Source organism: Devosia sp. 67-54, assembly GCF_001899075.1.
Classification (GTDB): Bacteria; Pseudomonadota; Alphaproteobacteria; order Rhizobiales; family Devosiaceae; genus Devosia_A.
The window spans coordinates 770,998-785,328 of record NZ_MKVA01000011.1; the positions used below are offsets into that span (position 1 = coordinate 770,998).

17 protein-coding genes are annotated in these 14,331 nt (G+C 66.5%); 10 read left to right on the forward strand and 7 right to left on the reverse strand.

Going from position 1 to position 14,331, the window contains the following annotated elements; all coding sequences use genetic code 11:
• Positions 1–12 precede the first annotated feature (12 nt).
• Positions 13–642 (forward strand): uracil phosphoribosyltransferase, encoded by a 630-nt coding sequence (upp, locus tag BGO82_RS20575; RefSeq protein WP_291307490.1) that lies wholly within the window; start codon positions 13–15, stop codon positions 640–642.
• Here upp and BGO82_RS20580 read toward each other — a convergent pair whose 3' ends face one another.
• From BGO82_RS20580 to BGO82_RS20605, 6 genes are all read right to left on the reverse strand, one after another.
• Positions 643–834: a type II toxin-antitoxin system HicA family toxin gene (locus BGO82_RS20580; RefSeq protein WP_291307491.1), complete on the reverse strand. Its 192-nt coding sequence runs from the start codon at positions 832–834 to the stop codon at positions 643–645.
• The gene (locus tag BGO82_RS20585; RefSeq protein ID WP_291307492.1) at positions 834–1,076 is read right to left on the reverse strand and encodes a DUF1902 domain-containing protein; all 243 of its coding nucleotides are present in this window, start codon (positions 1,074–1,076) and stop codon (positions 834–836) included. The genes BGO82_RS20580 and BGO82_RS20585 overlap by 1 nt, the downstream gene beginning before the upstream one ends.
• 35 nt (positions 1,077–1,111) lie before the next feature.
• Positions 1,112–1,732 (reverse strand): HAD family phosphatase, encoded by a 621-nt coding sequence (locus BGO82_RS20590; RefSeq protein ID WP_291307493.1) that lies wholly within the window; start codon positions 1,730–1,732, stop codon positions 1,112–1,114.
• A 94-nt stretch (positions 1,733–1,826) separates the two neighbouring features.
• The gene (locus tag BGO82_RS20595; RefSeq protein ID WP_291307494.1) at positions 1,827–2,477 is read right to left on the reverse strand and encodes a TadE/TadG family type IV pilus assembly protein; all 651 of its coding nucleotides are present in this window, start codon (positions 2,475–2,477) and stop codon (positions 1,827–1,829) included.
• Entirely contained in the window at positions 2,477–2,995 is a 519-nt protein-coding gene (locus BGO82_RS20600) for a TadE/TadG family type IV pilus assembly protein (protein ID WP_291307495.1), read from the reverse strand. The genes BGO82_RS20595 and BGO82_RS20600 overlap by 1 nt, the downstream gene beginning before the upstream one ends.
• A gap of 153 nt (positions 2,996–3,148) precedes the next feature.
• Positions 3,149–3,628, reverse strand: coding sequence for a pilus assembly protein N-terminal domain-containing protein (locus BGO82_RS20605; protein WP_291307496.1), 480 nt, complete (start codon positions 3,626–3,628; stop codon positions 3,149–3,151).
• Between the two features lie 239 nt (positions 3,629–3,867).
• Here BGO82_RS20605 and BGO82_RS20610 point away from each other — a divergent pair, with 239 nt between their 5' ends.
• The 8 genes from BGO82_RS20610 to BGO82_RS20645 all read left to right on the forward strand — a co-directional run bounded on the left by BGO82_RS20610 (position 3,868) and on the right by BGO82_RS20645 (position 11,994).
• Positions 3,868–4,056: a Flp family type IVb pilin gene (locus tag BGO82_RS20610; RefSeq protein WP_291307497.1), complete on the forward strand. Its 189-nt coding sequence runs from the start codon at positions 3,868–3,870 to the stop codon at positions 4,054–4,056.
• A 112-nt stretch (positions 4,057–4,168) separates the two neighbouring features.
• Positions 4,169–4,672 carry a prepilin peptidase gene (locus BGO82_RS20615; protein WP_291307498.1) on the forward strand — a complete coding sequence of 168 codons (504 nt, stop codon included), beginning with the start codon at positions 4,169–4,171 and terminating at the stop codon, positions 4,670–4,672.
• A gap of 139 nt (positions 4,673–4,811) precedes the next feature.
• Positions 4,812–5,729, forward strand: coding sequence for a Flp pilus assembly protein CpaB (cpaB, locus tag BGO82_RS20620; protein WP_291307499.1), 918 nt, complete (start codon positions 4,812–4,814; stop codon positions 5,727–5,729).
• Between the two features lie 14 nt (positions 5,730–5,743).
• Positions 5,744–7,165: a type II and III secretion system protein family protein gene (locus BGO82_RS20625; RefSeq protein WP_291307500.1), complete on the forward strand. Its 1,422-nt coding sequence runs from the start codon at positions 5,744–5,746 to the stop codon at positions 7,163–7,165.
• A gap of 37 nt (positions 7,166–7,202) precedes the next feature.
• The gene (locus tag BGO82_RS20630; protein WP_291307501.1) at positions 7,203–8,480 is read left to right on the forward strand and encodes an AAA family ATPase; all 1,278 of its coding nucleotides are present in this window, start codon (positions 7,203–7,205) and stop codon (positions 8,478–8,480) included.
• A gap of 1 nt (position 8,481) precedes the next feature.
• Positions 8,482–9,987 carry a CpaF family protein gene (locus BGO82_RS20635; RefSeq protein ID WP_291307502.1) on the forward strand — a complete coding sequence of 502 codons (1,506 nt, stop codon included), beginning with the start codon at positions 8,482–8,484 and terminating at the stop codon, positions 9,985–9,987.
• A gap of 7 nt (positions 9,988–9,994) precedes the next feature.
• The gene (locus BGO82_RS20640) at positions 9,995–10,972 is read left to right on the forward strand and encodes a type II secretion system F family protein (RefSeq protein WP_291307503.1); all 978 of its coding nucleotides are present in this window, start codon (positions 9,995–9,997) and stop codon (positions 10,970–10,972) included.
• 26 nt (positions 10,973–10,998) lie between these two features.
• On the forward strand, positions 10,999–11,994 hold the full coding sequence (locus BGO82_RS20645; protein WP_291307504.1) for a type II secretion system F family protein: 996 nt from the start codon (positions 10,999–11,001) through the stop codon (positions 11,992–11,994).
• A gap of 57 nt (positions 11,995–12,051) precedes the next feature.
• On the opposite strand, the gene BGO82_RS20650 is transcribed toward BGO82_RS20645, so the two are convergent.
• Positions 12,052–12,822 (reverse strand): tetratricopeptide repeat protein, encoded by a 771-nt coding sequence (locus BGO82_RS20650; protein ID WP_291307505.1) that lies wholly within the window; start codon positions 12,820–12,822, stop codon positions 12,052–12,054.
• Between the two features lie 153 nt (positions 12,823–12,975).
• Between BGO82_RS20650 and BGO82_RS20655 the strand changes: the two genes are divergently transcribed.
• Positions 12,976–14,322, forward strand: a complete 1,347-nt coding sequence (locus BGO82_RS20655; RefSeq protein WP_291307506.1) for a leucyl aminopeptidase family protein — start codon at positions 12,976–12,978, stop codon at positions 14,320–14,322.
• The last annotated feature ends 9 nt before the right edge of the window (positions 14,323–14,331 follow it).

The window sequence follows — 14,331 nt, forward strand, 5'->3', positions numbered from 1 at the left end:
GCCGGGGTTCTCATGGCCAAAGTCACCGTCATCGATCACCCCATGATCCAGCACAAGCTGACGATCATGCGCGACAAGGAGACCTCGATCGCCGGCTTCCGCCGGCTGCTGCGCGAGATCGCGCATCTGATGTGCTACGAGGTGACGCGCGACCTCGAGCTCGAGATGATCCCGGTCGAAACCCCGCTGCAGCGCATGGATGCGCCGACCATCAAGGGCAAGAAGCTGGTGTTCGCCTCGATCCTGCGCGCCGGCAACGGCCTGCTCGACGGCATGCTCGACCTGGTGCCGGCGGCGCGCGTCGCCCATATCGGCATCTATCGCGACCACGAGACGCTGCAGCCGGTGGAGTATTATTTCAAGGCGCCCAGCGAGCTCGAGAACCGGCTGATCATCGTCGTCGACCCGATGCTGGCGACCGCCAATTCGTCGGTCGCGGCCGTCACCAAGCTCAAGGAGCGCGGCGCCAACAACCTGCGCTTCCTCTGCCTGCTGGCCGCGCCCGAGGGCATCAGGCATTTCAGCGAAGCCCATCCGGACGTGCCGATCTTCACCGCCGCCATCGACAGCCATCTCAACGAGAAGGGCTATATCGTGCCGGGCCTCGGCGACGCCGGCGACCGGATGTACGGCACGAAATAGTCAGAAGCGCTTCGGCAGGCCCGCCTGCTTGAGTGTTTCGTTGGCCGTGTGCCGCGACATGGTATCGTCGACGGTCACCTGCCTGTTCGAGATCGGGCTGTACCAGATTTCGTGGTCGCCCTTGCCCTGCCGGACGAACGAACAGCCTGCCTCCAGCAGCGCCTTCTTCAGCAGCTTGCCGAAGCCGCCCATCAGACGGCGCGGGCGAGATGTTCCAGCCGCGAGGCGTGCACCTTGAACGGAATGTCGTGCAAGCCCGCCAGTTCGGGATGGTTGAACTCGATCAAATCCTCGATCACGCCCGGCAGCCGCTCAACCAGGCGTTCCAGCGTCGGGGCTTCGATGGCGAGCCCGGCGATATCCTCGCTGGTCGCCACCCAGACCGCAGCCTCGGGGTCCCACTCGGCGTTGATGTTGATCGGCAGGGTCACCATGCGCCAACTATAGTCGGCCGCTGCCCATCCGCCAACTACTTCGCCTTCAGCGGCAGCCCGAGCCCGATCAGGTCCTTGCGCAGCGTGGCGGCGTCCCGGAAGTGGAGGGCGTGCATGCCGAATTTGCGGGCGGCGACGACGTTGGGCTCGCTGTCGTCGATGAACACGCATTCCCCCGGGGCCAGCGAATAGCGCTCGCAGAACACGCGGAAAATGCGCGGATCGGGCTTCACCAGATGCTCGAGCCCGCTCACCACCACGCCGTCGAATTTCTCGAGGAACGGCCACTCGCCGAGGCAGCTCACCCATTTCTCCCACGAGAAATTGGTGATGGCGAAGGTCGGGATGTCCTGCGCGATGAATTCGTCGTGGATCGCGATGGTGCCGTCGATGAAGGCGCCGCAGGTTTCCTTCCACCTGAGGTCGAACGCCTGGATCTCGCGCCAGTATTTCGGAAAGCGCGTGATCAGCCGCGCCACCCCCTCCGAGAAGATGTCGCCGGCGTCGAATTCGAGGTTCCAGCTCGGCGTGCAGATGGTGTCGTGGAACCATTGCGCTTCCTCTTCGGTGTCGAAGAGCTTGCGGAACAGCCACATCGGATTCCATTCGACGAACACGCCGCCGAGGTCGAAAACGGGAATCAGCGTGTCGGTCATGGGCCACCCTCGGCGCGGAAAAGTGCCGATGGCTATAAAGGGTTTGGGGGAAACGGCAACGGCTTTTCGGCCCGCCGCCGTGGCCGTTCTGCGGCTAGCTGCCGGAGGTGCACGCCGTGGTGGACAGGCTCGTGTCCTCCAGATTGATCACTCCCGTCGCCCCGAAGCGCGGGATGAAATAGTTGGTGTGCGCCAGGTTGAACGTGGTCGTGAACACCTGCCCGAACAGCGGCCTGTAGGTGTAGCTCGACTCCGCCACCACCAGGCAGCCGCCGCGGGCGATGACGTCGGTGGTCGAGCTGGTGTCGAGCGGCGCATAGGGCTTCCCGACCGTCCGCGCCACCGCGCCCGTGCCGCTGGTCTTGCTCCACAGTACCTTGGTGGTGCCGTCGGTCTTGACGAAGATCAGCGACACCACCTGCTTGAGCGCGTTTGTCTTGAAGGGCGACAGGATGTCGGGGCTGGTGATGTCGTTGGGCGACAGGATATTGGGGCCCGCGGCGAAATAGGTGGTCAGCGCCGCGGTCGGAATCTTGCCGTCGGTGGGGTCCCATTGCGAGACCAGATCGCCCAGCGTCGCCGAGACCGAGTTGATGCGCTTGTCGGCCATGAACAGCACGCTGGCTTCCATCGAGCCGAAATACAGCGCCAGGAGGAACGGCGTGATCAGCGCGAACTCCACCGCCGCCACACCATCCTCGCTGCGTTTGAACCGCGACAGCAAAGTCCTGAGCCAGATCCGCATCAGAAGGGCTCGTTCCGGAACACCCGCACCGCGCTCAACAGGCGGTAATTGTCGGGCTGGTTCTTGAGGTTGAAGTAGGGCAGCACCACGATCAGCGGGTAGCGGTAATAGGCCGAAACCTGCATCACGTTGCGGCGTTTCCCCGGATCGAAGCTCTGCGTCATCGTCCAGGTGCAGGTCGCGGAATCGCAGCTTTGCACGACAGGGGGCGAGCTGCCGGTGCTGAAGTCGGGCAGCACCTCGGATTTGAGCTGGATCTGCGAGCAGTCCACCAGGTTGAACGTCGCGTCGCACAGCACGCTGCGGAAATCGTCGAGCGAGTAGCCCTGGGCCTGGCCGGTGCGGATGCGGCGGCTGGCGTCTTCCAGCGCGCTGTCGAACACCTGGCTGGTGAGGAACAGGATCGCCGTCTGGATGATGGCGAGGATGATGGTGAAGAACGGGATCGCGAGGATGCCGAACTCGATCACCGTCACGCCGCGTTCGTCGCGCGCAAAGGCCCGCAGTGCGTGAAGCACGACGGCGGACGGCCTTGTCTTGGAGAGTGCGCGCAGCAGCATCGGACCGGGCGAAAATGGCGACCGTCCGAGCATAGCGGCCGCAATGCTAATCGGAGGTTAGGGGGGCCCGATGGATTTGCCGCGACTTACGACGCGGTTAACCAAACCCTATTATTTGCCCGCCGATTGCTGCAGCAGCGTCGAGGAGGCATAGGCGCTGCCCGCGAACGCCGCATCGTCGCCCAGCGTGATCGTCGGCTGGCAGACCGGGTCGCAGGCGAGCGTGGTACGCGCCTGGCCGTTGTAGACGGTGATGGTGTCGGCGGTCGCCTGCACCACCGACACCATGGTGTCGGCCACCGGATTGCCGGCGCTGTCGAGCACGATGAGGTTGGTCGAGCCGTAGCTCTTGCCGGTCAGCACCAGCGTCTGCGGATCCTGGATGGTGACGTCGGCGACGCCGGGGTTGCCGATGATCACCGTCGCCGCCGGGGCGCTGATCCTGAGGATGCGCGCCATGTTGACCTTGACGCTGATCGGCTCGTTGGTCGCCGCCAGGGCGACGACGGGAGCCGTCATCAGCAGGGCGGTCGCAAGGGCGGCAAGGTTACGCAGCAGCGGCATGGGGGCACCGGGGAACTTGATACTCACGCCAAGCAGTTTCCCCCCGAATGGTGAATATTTGACAAACGTCCCGCGTCCCGTGAGCTTTGCAATCTACTTGGGTGCATAAGAACATCGACAGGAACTTGCAGTTCCCGCAAGTCGTCGCATTGCTGCCTTGGGAGTTAACTCTCTTTCAATCGCTTGGTTCTACCTTGCCGCCACGTTCGATGCCAACGCGTCGAATGCGCTGCAAAAGCAAAGATGACGTGTGCAAGGAGCCTGGAATGAACACTATCGCTCGTTTTGCGAACGATGAATCCGGTGCGACCGCGATTGAGTATGGCCTGATTGCCGCGCTCATCGCCGTTGGCATCATCGCCGCCGCCACCACCCTCGGCGGCAGCCTGTCGAACCTGTTTACCCGCATCGCCGGCAATCTCGACGCGGCCACGACCACGGCCCCGAAGACCTGATCGGCTGGTCTATATCGACGGGCAAAGGGGGCCGTGCGCCCCCTTTGTCGTTTTTGCGCTTTGTTAACCACGCGCGCCGCACATTGGCGTCACCGCCAATGCCGGACGCCCCATGCCCGCCACGCTCGCGCTGTTCGTGTTTCCGGTCCTGATGGCCTATGCCGCCTCGTCGGACCTGCTGACGATGAAGATCGCCAATTGGCTGGTGCTGCTGCTGACCGCGGCCTATTTCGTCCTCGCGCTCCTCGCCGGCCTGCCGCTCGAGCAGATCGGCACCAGCGTCGCCGCGGCGGCCATCGTCTTTGCCATCGCCTTCGCCTTCTTCGCCTTCGGCTGGATCGGCGGCGGCGACGCCAAGCTCGTCTCGGCGACCACGCTGTGGATCGGCTTTGGGCTGATGCTGCAATATCTGGTCTATGCGGCCCTGCTCGGCGGCGGCCTGACGCTGCTGATCCTGGCGCTGCGCCGCTATCCGCTGCCGCCGCCCCTGGCCGGAACGCCATGGATCGACCGGTTGCACGATCCGAAGTCCGGCGTGCCCTATGGCATCACCCTGGCGATCGCGGCGCTGCTCGTCTATCCGGAAACCGGCATCTTCCTGCGCTTCATCGGCTGATCTTTCGGCCTTCGACTGGAACAAGGTTCGGTTAACCGTAAATGCAAAGCATCGGTTAACCAAACTTTGACCCTTTGAGCGGCAATATCGGCCGTCCTGTTCTGGGCGCCTTCGGTCGTGAGTTGAGTGGAGTCTGCCGATGAGAGTCTCGCGTATCGTGCTGTTGCTGGTTGCGCTGCTCGCTGGCGGCCTCGCTGCATTCCTGGCGATCGGCAATTTCGAATCGCCGCCGCCCGAAGCGCCCGCCGTGCAGGTGGCGCAGGTGGCGCACGACCAGGTGCTGATCGCCAAGACCAATATCGGCCTCGGCGAGCGGCTCGGGCCGAGCAACCTCGCCTGGCAGGACTGGCCGCAGAACACGCTGCAGCCCGGCTACATCACCGCCTCGGCGAGGCCCGACGCCATCGACAAGATGAAGGACAGCGTCGCCCGCTTCGAGCTGTTCAAGGGCGAGCCGGTGCTGCCCGCCAAGCTGGTGACCTCCGACCAGGGCTATCTGTCGGCCGTGCTCGACAAGGGCAAGCGCGGCGTCTCCATCTCGGTGTCGGCCGATTCCGCCTCGGGCGGCTTCATCGTTCCCAACGACCATGTCGACGTCATCCTGACCCGCAACTCCTCCGGGGGCGAGACGTCCGAAACGCTGCTCTCCAACGTGCGCGTGCTCGCCATCAACACCCGCCTGGGCGAGACCGGCAAGACCGGATCGGCCGACGACGGCAGCAGCGACGACAACGGCCAGGGTCCCAAATCGCAGGTCTTCGCCAACTCCGCCATCGCCACGCTGGAGCTCGATCCGGTGCAGGCCGAAACCATCATCAATGCGACGTCGGTCGGCCGGCTGTCGCTGGCGCTGCGCTCGATCGTCGATTTCGCGCAGGCCAATGACGACGACGCCCAGCTCAAGCGCAACGCGCCGATCCGCATCATCCGCTACGGCCAGGACACCAGCGTCATGACCGGCCAGGCCGCCGCCGGCGGCGGCAGCGACGCCAGCGTCAATCCGGCAAGCTTCAAAGCGCCGAGCGTCAGCGTCGGCACCCAGGTCACACCAGAATGAGGCGCGAGGTCGACATGACGAGCGTTCGCAAGATGAACCGTGCCCGACTGGTTTCGCCGCGCCGACTGCTGCTTGCGGTGGTCGCCGCCGGGCTGTGCCTGGCGCCCGTCGCGGCCTGGGCGCAGCAGATCAAGTCGAGCCCGACCTATATCCGGGTCGCCGACTATCCGGCCGGGGTGCGCCAGCAATTGGTGCTCGACGTCAACAAGTCGACGATCATCGACCTGCCGACCAGCGCCGGCGAGGTCATCGCCAGCCAGCCCGCGGTCGCCGCGGTGGTGATGCGCACCAAGACCCGCGCCATCGTGCAGGCGGTCGCCGGCGGCGACACCAACATCCTTTTCCTCGACGGCGCCGGCAACAATATCGCGACCTTCGACGTCAAGGTGGTGCAGCCGCGCTCCGACGTCGGCAACGCCCTCGAAGCGGCCATCGCCCGCAACCTGCCGGGCTCGCACATCCGCGTCGAATCCGTGACCCTGGGCGGTACCAACCGCGTGGTGCTGTCGGGCAGCGCGCTGTCGCAGGACGATGTCGACAAGGCCAAGCTCATCGCCGTGCAGTTCGCCGGCGGCGCCGACAACGTCGCCAGCATCGTCAACGTCGCCGGCAACCAGCAGGTCATGCTGAAGGTGACCGTGGCCGAAGTCGATCGCACCGCCATCAAGCAGCTCGGCCTCGACCTCAACGTCACCGCCTCGGGCGGCCTCATCACCGGCCTCGTCAACACCCCCAACGCCAGCCTCGGCGATGTGTCGGGCGGCTCGCCGATCAGCACCGTCACGGCCGGCGCCAATATCGGGCCGCTGTCGATCAGCGCCACGCTCAAGGCGCTGGCCCGCCGCAATGCCCTGCGCACCCTGGCCGAGCCGACGCTGACCGCCTTCTCCGGCCAGCCGGCGGAGTTCCTGGTGGGCGGCGAAGTGCCCTACACCACCTCGGACGGCAACGGCCACGTCATCACCGCCTTCAAGGAATACGGCGTGAAGCTCAACTTCACCCCGACCGTGAAGTCCAACGGCAATATCGGGCTGATCGTCGACACCAACGTCTCCGAGCCCGCCGGCGGCGGCGCCGTCACCGAGCGTGGCGCCAAGACCACGGTCGAGATCCCGGCCGGCTGCACGCTCGCCATCGGCGGCCTGCTGCAGGAGAACGAAAAGCATGAGCTGTCGCAGATGCCCGGCCTCGGCGACATCCCGATCCTGGGGGCGCTGTTCCGCTCGCGCGACTACGTGCACCAACAGACCGAGCTCGTGATCATGGTGACGCCGGTGATGGCCGAGTTCGGCCGGCCCCAGCTGCCCACCGACAATTATGCGATCGCCGGCGACGCCGAGGCCATCTTCCTCGGCCACCTCGAGAAGCAATATGGCGTCGGCAACAATGGCATGCGCGGCAGCTACCAGGGATCGGTCGGATTTATCCTCGACTGATCATTGGACGGTAACCGTTGCGATGGAGAGTTAGAGCATGAGCTTCCTCACGCCGAACAAGGACAGCAAGCCGGCCGAGGAGCCGGCGGCTGAAGTCGCGACCGGTGCGCGGCTGCTGCCGCGGATCACCATCCAGGCCTTCTGCGAGCACTCGCAGACCGCCGAGCTGGTCGAATCGGCCGTGCACGACCGGCGCATGTCGAAGGTCGCCCTCACCACGCACAATGGCGGGCTCGAAGGCGCCATCGAAAGCTACAAGTCGAACCCGACGCCCAACCTCATCATCATCGAGACCTCGCTGCCCACCGAGGAAATCCCCGGCGCGCTCGACCGCCTCGCCGAAGTCTGCGACGCGGCGACCCGGCTGATCGTGCTCGGCCACGTCAACGACGTGCTGCTGTATCGCGAGCTGATCCGCTCCGGCGTCTCCGAATATCTGGTGCTGCCCACCAGCGCCCAGACCATCGTCAACGCCATCTCCGACCTGTTCGCGGCGGAAGGCGCGGCGCCCATCGGCCGCACCATCGGCTTCATCGCCGCCAAGGGCGGCGCCGGCGCCTCGACCGTGGCGCACAACGTCGCCTGGGCCATCAGCCAGCATCTGCGCCAGGACGTGCTGATCCTCGACATGGATTTGCCGTTCGGCACCGCCGGCCTCAACTTCAACCAGGACCCGCCGCACGGCATCGCCGACGCGCTGGGCGCCTCCGGCAAGGTCGACCCCACCATGCTCGACCGGCTGATGAGCAAGGCCGCCAACCACATCAACCTGCTCACCGCCCCGGCCATGCTCGACAAGACCTTCGACTATGGCGAGCGCGACTTCGAGCAGGTGCTGGAACTGGCGCAGAAGACGACGCCGGTGGTCATCCTCGACATCCCGCACGCCTGGACCGCCTGGGTGCGCCACACGCTGGCGACCGTCGACGAGATCGTCATCGTCGCCGAGCCCGATCTCGCCAACCTGCGCAACGCCAAGAACCTTGCCGATACCGTCAAGGCGCTGCGGCCGAGCGAGGCCGAGCCGCTGCTGGTCATCAACAAGCTCGGCGTCGCCAAGCGCCCCGAGATCGCCCCCAAGGAATTCGCCACCTCGGTCGAGTGCAAGCTGCTCGGCCAGATCGGCTTCGATCCGGCGACCTTCGGCACCGCCGCCAACAACGGCCAGATGCTGGCCGAGGTGGCGGCCAACAACCGCGCCAACGACATCTTCCGCATGATCGGCATGCACGTCACCGGCCGCTCGACGCCGGAGACGGCGGGCAAGGGCGGCAGCCTCAAGCTCTCTTCGTTCCTGAAGCTCAAGAAGGCCTGAGATGTTCGGCAAGCGCCAGTCGTTCGGCGGCAACACTCCCGGCGCGGCGGAAGCGCCCCGCCCGCAGGCGAGCCCGCCTCCCGCCGCGATGGCGCCCTCGGCGCCGGCGGTGCGTGCCGAGACGCCGCGGCCGGTGGTCGACGCCGCCGTCAACCGGCTGCGCAACGACGAGATCGTCGACGTGCGCTCGGCCGAGGCGATCGCCCGCGACAAGGAATATTTCCAGACCAAATCGGCGATCTTCAACGCGCTGATCGATTCCATCGATCTGAGCCAGCTCGCCACCATGGACCAGGAGGCGGCGCGCGAGGAAATCCGCGACATCGTCGCCGAGATCATCGCCCTCAAATCGATCGTCATGTCGATCTCCGAGCAGGAAGATCTGCTCGAGGACATCTGCAACGACGTTCTGGGCTATGGTCCGCTCGAGCCGCTGCTGGCCCGCGACGACATCGCCGACATCATGGTGAACGGCAGCCAGAAGTGCTACATCGAGGTCGGCGGCAAGGTGAAGCTCACCAATGTCCGCTTCCGCGACGACGCGCACCTGATGAACGTCTGCCAGCGCATCGTCAGCCAGGTGGGCCGCCGCGTCGACGAAAGCTCGCCGATCTGCGACGCGCGCCTGCCCGACGGCAGCCGCGTCAACGTCATCGCCCCGCCGCTCGCCATCGACGGCGCCGCGCTCACCATCCGCAAGTTCAAGAAGGACAAGCTGACGCTGCAGCAGCTCGTCAAGTACAACTCGATCTCGCCCGAAGGCGCCGAGGTGCTGCGCATCCTCGGCCGCGTGCGCGCCAACGTGCTGATCTCGGGCGGCACCGGCTCGGGCAAGACGACGCTGCTCAACTGCCTCACCGCCTTCATCGAAAAGGACGAGCGCGTCATCACCTGCGAGGACTCGGCCGAGCTGCAGTTGCAGCAGCCGCACGTGGTCCGTCTCGAAACCCGGCCGCCCAACCTCGAGGGCGAGGGCGAGATCACCATGCGCGACCTGGTCAAGAACTGCCTGCGCATGCGTCCCGAGCGCATCATCGTCGGCGAAGTCCGCGGCCCCGAGGCGTTCGACCTGCTGCAGGCCATGAACACCGGCCACGACGGCTCCATGGGCACGCTGCACGCCAACTCGCCGCGCGAGGCGCTCAGCCGTCTCGAATCGATGATCACCATGGGCGGCTATTCGCTGCCCAGCCGCACCATCCGCGAGATGATCACCTCCTCGATCGACGTCATCGTGCAGGCCGCCCGCCTGCGCGACGGTTCGCGCCGCATCACCCACATCTCCGAGGTGCTGGGCATGGAGGGCGAGGTCATCGTCACCCAGGACGTGTTCCTCTACGACATCCTCGGCGAGGACCAGAACGGCAATCTGATCGGCCGCCACCGCTCGACCGGCATCACCAAGCCGAACTTCACCGAGCGAGCCCGCTACTTCAACGAGGAAGCCAATCTCGTCGAGGCGCTCGAGAAATCCAACATCGAGCACAAGGCGATGCTCAACAATTGAGTCCGCGATGAACCCGCTGGTCTATATCGTTCTGGGAATGGTGGGTCTGGGCGCCCTGGTGATGGCCTTCGTGCCCTCGCTGCTGGGCTCGAGCCGGGCCGACAAGCGCATGAAGGCGCTGCAGGGCGATATCCAGGCCAACCGCCGCGAGACCAGCGCCGCCCGCAGCCGCGACGAGCGCCGCAAGCAGATCGCCCAGACGCTGCGCCAGCAGAACGAGACGCTCGGCAAGGCCAAGAGGCACGTCCCGCTGCAGGACCAGCTCTACCAGGCCGGCATGAAGATCAAGGCGCGCGACTGGATCCGCAATGTGATCATCGCCGGCGCCGTCGTCACCCTGCTGTGCTGGTTCCTGCAGGTGCCGCTGTATCTGTGCCCGGTGTTCGGCATCGCCGCGGGCTATCTCGGCGGCCGCGTCTGGCTCGGCCACAAGCGCAAGCGCCACCAGAACGCCTATCTCGACGAGCTGCCCAACGCCGTCGAGGCCATCGTGCGCGGCGTGAAGTCCGGCCTGCCGCTCAACGATTCCATGCGGCTCGTCGCCAAGGAGGCCAAGGAGCCGATCAAGTCGGAGTTCCAGCGCGTGCTCGACCAGCAGGCGCTCGGCAAATCCACCACCGAGGCGGTGCAGATGCTGTTCGACCGCATGCCGCTGCCCGAGGTGAACTTCTTCGTCGTCGTCATCACCGTGCAGCAGCAGGCCGGCGGCAACCTCAGCGAAGCGCTGGGCAATCTGAGCCGCGTGCTGCGCAACCGCAAGAAGATGAAGCAGAAGATCAAGGCCATGTCGTCCGAGGCCAAGGCCTCCGCCGGCATCATCGGCTCGCTGCCCTTCATCGTCGGCATCCTGGTGACGCTCACCACCCCGGCCTACATGGTGCCGCTGTTCAGCACCACCACCGGCCAGATCTGGCTCGGCATCGCCGCCGTGCTGATGGGCATCGGCGTGTTCATGATGAACCGCATGATCCAGTTCGACTTCTAGGCGAGGGACCCGGCATGGACCACTTCATGACCCGCGAGTTCCTGATCGCCGCCCTGGCGGCGATCGCCGCCGCCGCCGTGGTCTTCACCGTCGGCTTCTCGTTCCTGGGCAGCAGTGGCACCTCGATGAAGCAGCGCATCAAGCGCGTCGCCCTGGAGCGCGAGAAGATGCGCGCCGAGGAGATGGCGCGCCTGCGCGGCGGCAGCCAGCAGGACACGCCGCGCGGCTCCATCCGCCGCGTCGCCGGCCGCGAATACGTCACCAACGTCGTCAACCGCTTCTCGCTGCAGAAGATGTTCGCCGACGAGAACACCATCGATGCGCTGGCCCGCGCCGGCTATCGCGGGCAGGGGCCGCTCAACACCTACGTGTTCTCGCGCTTCGTCACCCCTTTCGTGCTGTTCGTGCTGGCCTTCGGCTATCTCAGCCTCACGGTGTTCGCCGAAAAGCCGCTCTACCTCAATGCGCTCTATGCGCTGGCGGTGGGCCTCGTCGGCGCCTTCCTGCCCAACCTGCTGCTCAAGAACCGCACCATCAAGCGGCAGCAATCGATCAAGCGCGCCTGGCCGGATGCGCTCGATTTGATGCTGCTGTGCGTCGAGGCCGGCATGTCGGTCGAGCACGCCTTCAAGCGCGTGGCCAAGGAAATCGGCATGCAGAGCCCCGAGCTCGCCGAGGAGATCACGCTGACCACCGCCGAGCTCAGCTTCCTCGAGGACCGCACGCGCGCCTACGAGAATCTGGGCAAGCGCACCGGGCTCGATGTGGTCAAGGCGGTGATGACCTCGCTGATCCAGGCCGACCGCTACGGCACCAGCGTCGGCACCTCGCTGCGCGTCATGGCCGAGGAAGGCCGCGAGACGCGCATGATGGAGGCCGAAAAGAAGGCCGCCGCACTGCCGCCGAAACTGACGGTGCCGCTGATCGTGTTCTTCCTGCCGGTGCTGTTCATCGTCATCATCACGCCGGCGATCATCAAGATCAGCCAGAATGGCGGCTTCAGCTTCATGGGTGGCAGCTGAGGCGGGAGCGCGCAGCGGCAAAACCGCGCGCTGCTCCCTGGTTGGCTGGCGTTCGAGCTAGCCCTTCGCGCCCTTGATCAGGTCCCAGCGGTTCTGCTGCGTCAGCAGCGCGCGGATATAGGCCATGTTGGCCTCGACCTGGTCGGGCGGCAGCTCGGCGGCGAACAGCTTGCGCGCGTCGTCGAAGCGGCCCTGCAGTCCCACCACCAGCGCCAGGTTCTGCCGGATCTGGCTGGTCGCGTGCCGCATCGTCACGGCCTTGCGCAGATGCACCTCGGCCTGGCCGAGGTCGTTGCTCATGGCGTAGCTGAGACCCATATTGGCCTCCAGCGACGCCTCGCCCGGCGCGCTCAGCAGCGCCTGCGTGTAGATCGCCCGCGCCTCGGCATTGCGGCCGCTCTGGTCGAGGATGGCGCCCTTGACCAGAAGCGCGTTCCAGTCGGGCTGTGCCGGATTGATGGCGTCGTCGACGACGTTGAGCGCCTGGTCGAACCGGCCGCTGGCGCTCAGCGCCTTGGCGTAGGCCACCTTGATGTCGATGTCGGATTTGTAGAGCGTGACGCCGTTCTCCATCACGCTCGTCGCCTGGTCGGGCTGGCCGGCCGCACGCAGCGCCGCGGCGTAGTAGATGATCGTCGCCTTGTCGCGCGGATTGGCCTTGTAGCGCCCGGCGAGCTGGCTCAGCGCCGTCGCCTGCTGCGTCGCGCTGGCGCCGGCGAAATCGGGCTGCGCCATGCTGGTGCGGTTGTTGGCGCAGGCGCCGAGCGCCACGGCGGCGACACCGGCAAACATCACGATGCGGAGCGTTTTGAGGCGGGCGATACGCACGGGCGACTCGGAATGCTGTCGACGCGAGGGCGCGCGTCACCGCCACAGCAATAATCGGTTAACCCTAATGCCCGGTTAAGGCGGCCGTTGCGGGGCCTGGCCGGCCGGCGTAAAGCTGCATCATCCGCCTCCTTCGTCGTCCCCGGTGACTCCATGGCCCAGCCCAAGACCCTGCCCCTCGTCCTCGTCGAGGAGGGCGGGCTGAAGGCGGCCGGCCTCGACAAGCCGCAGGCGCAATGGGCCGCCGCCAACGGCTTTGCCGGCCAGCGCGGCCGCCTGCTGCCGCTGCCCGGCGAGGGCGGGGCGCTCGCCGGCTACCTCTTCGGCCTCGGTCCCCGCGCCGGCCGCCCGGTGCTGGTCACCGGCCTTGCCGCCGCCGCGCTCGAGGCCGGCCGCTACCGGCTCGACGGCGCCATCGGCGACGCCACCGCCGCGGCGCTCGGCTTCCGCCTCGGCGCCTACCGCTTCGACCGCTATCGCCAGCCGCGGCCGCGGCCGGAGCTGCTGTTGCCCCGGGGCGCCGACGCCGCCGAGATCGATCGGCTGGCCGACGCGGCGTTCCTCGCGCGCGATCTCATCAACACCCCGGCCAACGATCTCGGCCCCGACGCCTTCGAGCGCGAGATCCGGGGCTTCGCCGCGCGCCACAGGATGAAGCTGCGGGCGATCGTCGGCGACGAATTGCTGAAGCAGAACTTTCCGATGATCCATGCCGTCGGCCGCGCCTCGGCGGAGGCGCCGCGGCTGCTCGACCTGAACTGGGGCCGCGCCGGCGATCCGCGGGTGACCCTGGTCGGCAAGGGCGTGACCTTCGACACCGGCGGCCTCGACATCAAGCCGGCCTCCGGCATGCTGCTGATGAAAAAGGACATGGGCGGCGCCGCCAACGTGCTCGGCCTCGCCCATGCCATCATCGACGCCGGCCTCAGGGTGCGCCTGCGCGTGCTGATCGCCGTGGTGGAGAACGCCATCGGCGGCGCGGCCTTCCGCCCCGGCGACGTGCTGCCCTCGCGCTCCGGCCAGACCGTCGAGATCGGCAACACCGACGCCGAGGGCCGCCTGATCCTCGCCGACGCGCTGACGCTGGGCGACGAGGAGAGCCCCGAGATCATGCTCGACATGGCGACGCTGACCGGCGCCGCCCGCACCGCGCTCGGCCCCGATTTGCCGCCGCTCTATGCCACCGACGACCGCCTTGCCTCCGAGCTCATGGCGGCCGGCCTCGCCAGCGACGATCCGCTCTGGCGGATGCCGCTCTGGGCACCATACGACAGGATGATGGATTCGCGCATCGCCGACGTGAACAACGCCAGCGCCACGCCCTTCGCCGGCTCGATCACCGCCGCGATGTTCCTCAGGCGCTTCGTGCGGAACGCCGGCGCCTGGGTGCATCTCGACATCTTCGGCTGGGCCCCGGAGCCTCGGCCGGGCCGCCCCTTCGGCGGCACCGACCAGGGCATCCGCGCGGTCTACGGCGTGCTCAAGCAGCGATATAGTTGACATAGTCAA

What these genes read in the sequence shown, in the direction of transcription:
- cpaB (WP_291307499.1), top strand. Translation starts at nt 4,812, where the DNA reads ATGAGAGTCTCGCGTATCGTGCTGTTGCTGGTTGCGCTGCTCGCTGGC.
- BGO82_RS20630 (WP_291307501.1), top strand. Translation starts at nt 7,203, where the DNA reads ATGAGCTTCCTCACGCCGAACAAGGACAGCAAGCCGGCCGAGGAGCCG.
- BGO82_RS20580 (WP_291307491.1), bottom strand. Translation starts at nt 834, where the DNA reads ATGGGCGGCTTCGGCAAGCTGCTGAAGAAGGCGCTGCTGGAGGCAGGC.
- BGO82_RS20615 (WP_291307498.1), top strand. Translation starts at nt 4,169, where the DNA reads ATGCCCGCCACGCTCGCGCTGTTCGTGTTTCCGGTCCTGATGGCCTAT.
- BGO82_RS20655 (WP_291307506.1), top strand. Translation starts at nt 12,976, where the DNA reads ATGGCCCAGCCCAAGACCCTGCCCCTCGTCCTCGTCGAGGAGGGCGGG.
- BGO82_RS20640 (WP_291307503.1), top strand. Translation starts at nt 9,995, where the DNA reads ATGAACCCGCTGGTCTATATCGTTCTGGGAATGGTGGGTCTGGGCGCC.
- BGO82_RS20635 (WP_291307502.1), top strand. Translation starts at nt 8,482, where the DNA reads ATGTTCGGCAAGCGCCAGTCGTTCGGCGGCAACACTCCCGGCGCGGCG.
- BGO82_RS20590 (WP_291307493.1), bottom strand. Translation starts at nt 1,732, where the DNA reads ATGACCGACACGCTGATTCCCGTTTTCGACCTCGGCGGCGTGTTCGTC.
- upp (WP_291307490.1), top strand. Translation starts at nt 13, where the DNA reads ATGGCCAAAGTCACCGTCATCGATCACCCCATGATCCAGCACAAGCTG.
- BGO82_RS20595 (WP_291307494.1), bottom strand. Translation starts at nt 2,477, where the DNA reads ATGCGGATCTGGCTCAGGACTTTGCTGTCGCGGTTCAAACGCAGCGAG.
- BGO82_RS20645 (WP_291307504.1), top strand. Translation starts at nt 10,999, where the DNA reads ATGACCCGCGAGTTCCTGATCGCCGCCCTGGCGGCGATCGCCGCCGCC.
- BGO82_RS20585 (WP_291307492.1), bottom strand. Translation starts at nt 1,076, where the DNA reads ATGGTGACCCTGCCGATCAACATCAACGCCGAGTGGGACCCCGAGGCT.
- BGO82_RS20625 (WP_291307500.1), top strand. Translation starts at nt 5,744, where the DNA reads ATGACGAGCGTTCGCAAGATGAACCGTGCCCGACTGGTTTCGCCGCGC.
- BGO82_RS20610 (WP_291307497.1), top strand. Translation starts at nt 3,868, where the DNA reads ATGAACACTATCGCTCGTTTTGCGAACGATGAATCCGGTGCGACCGCG.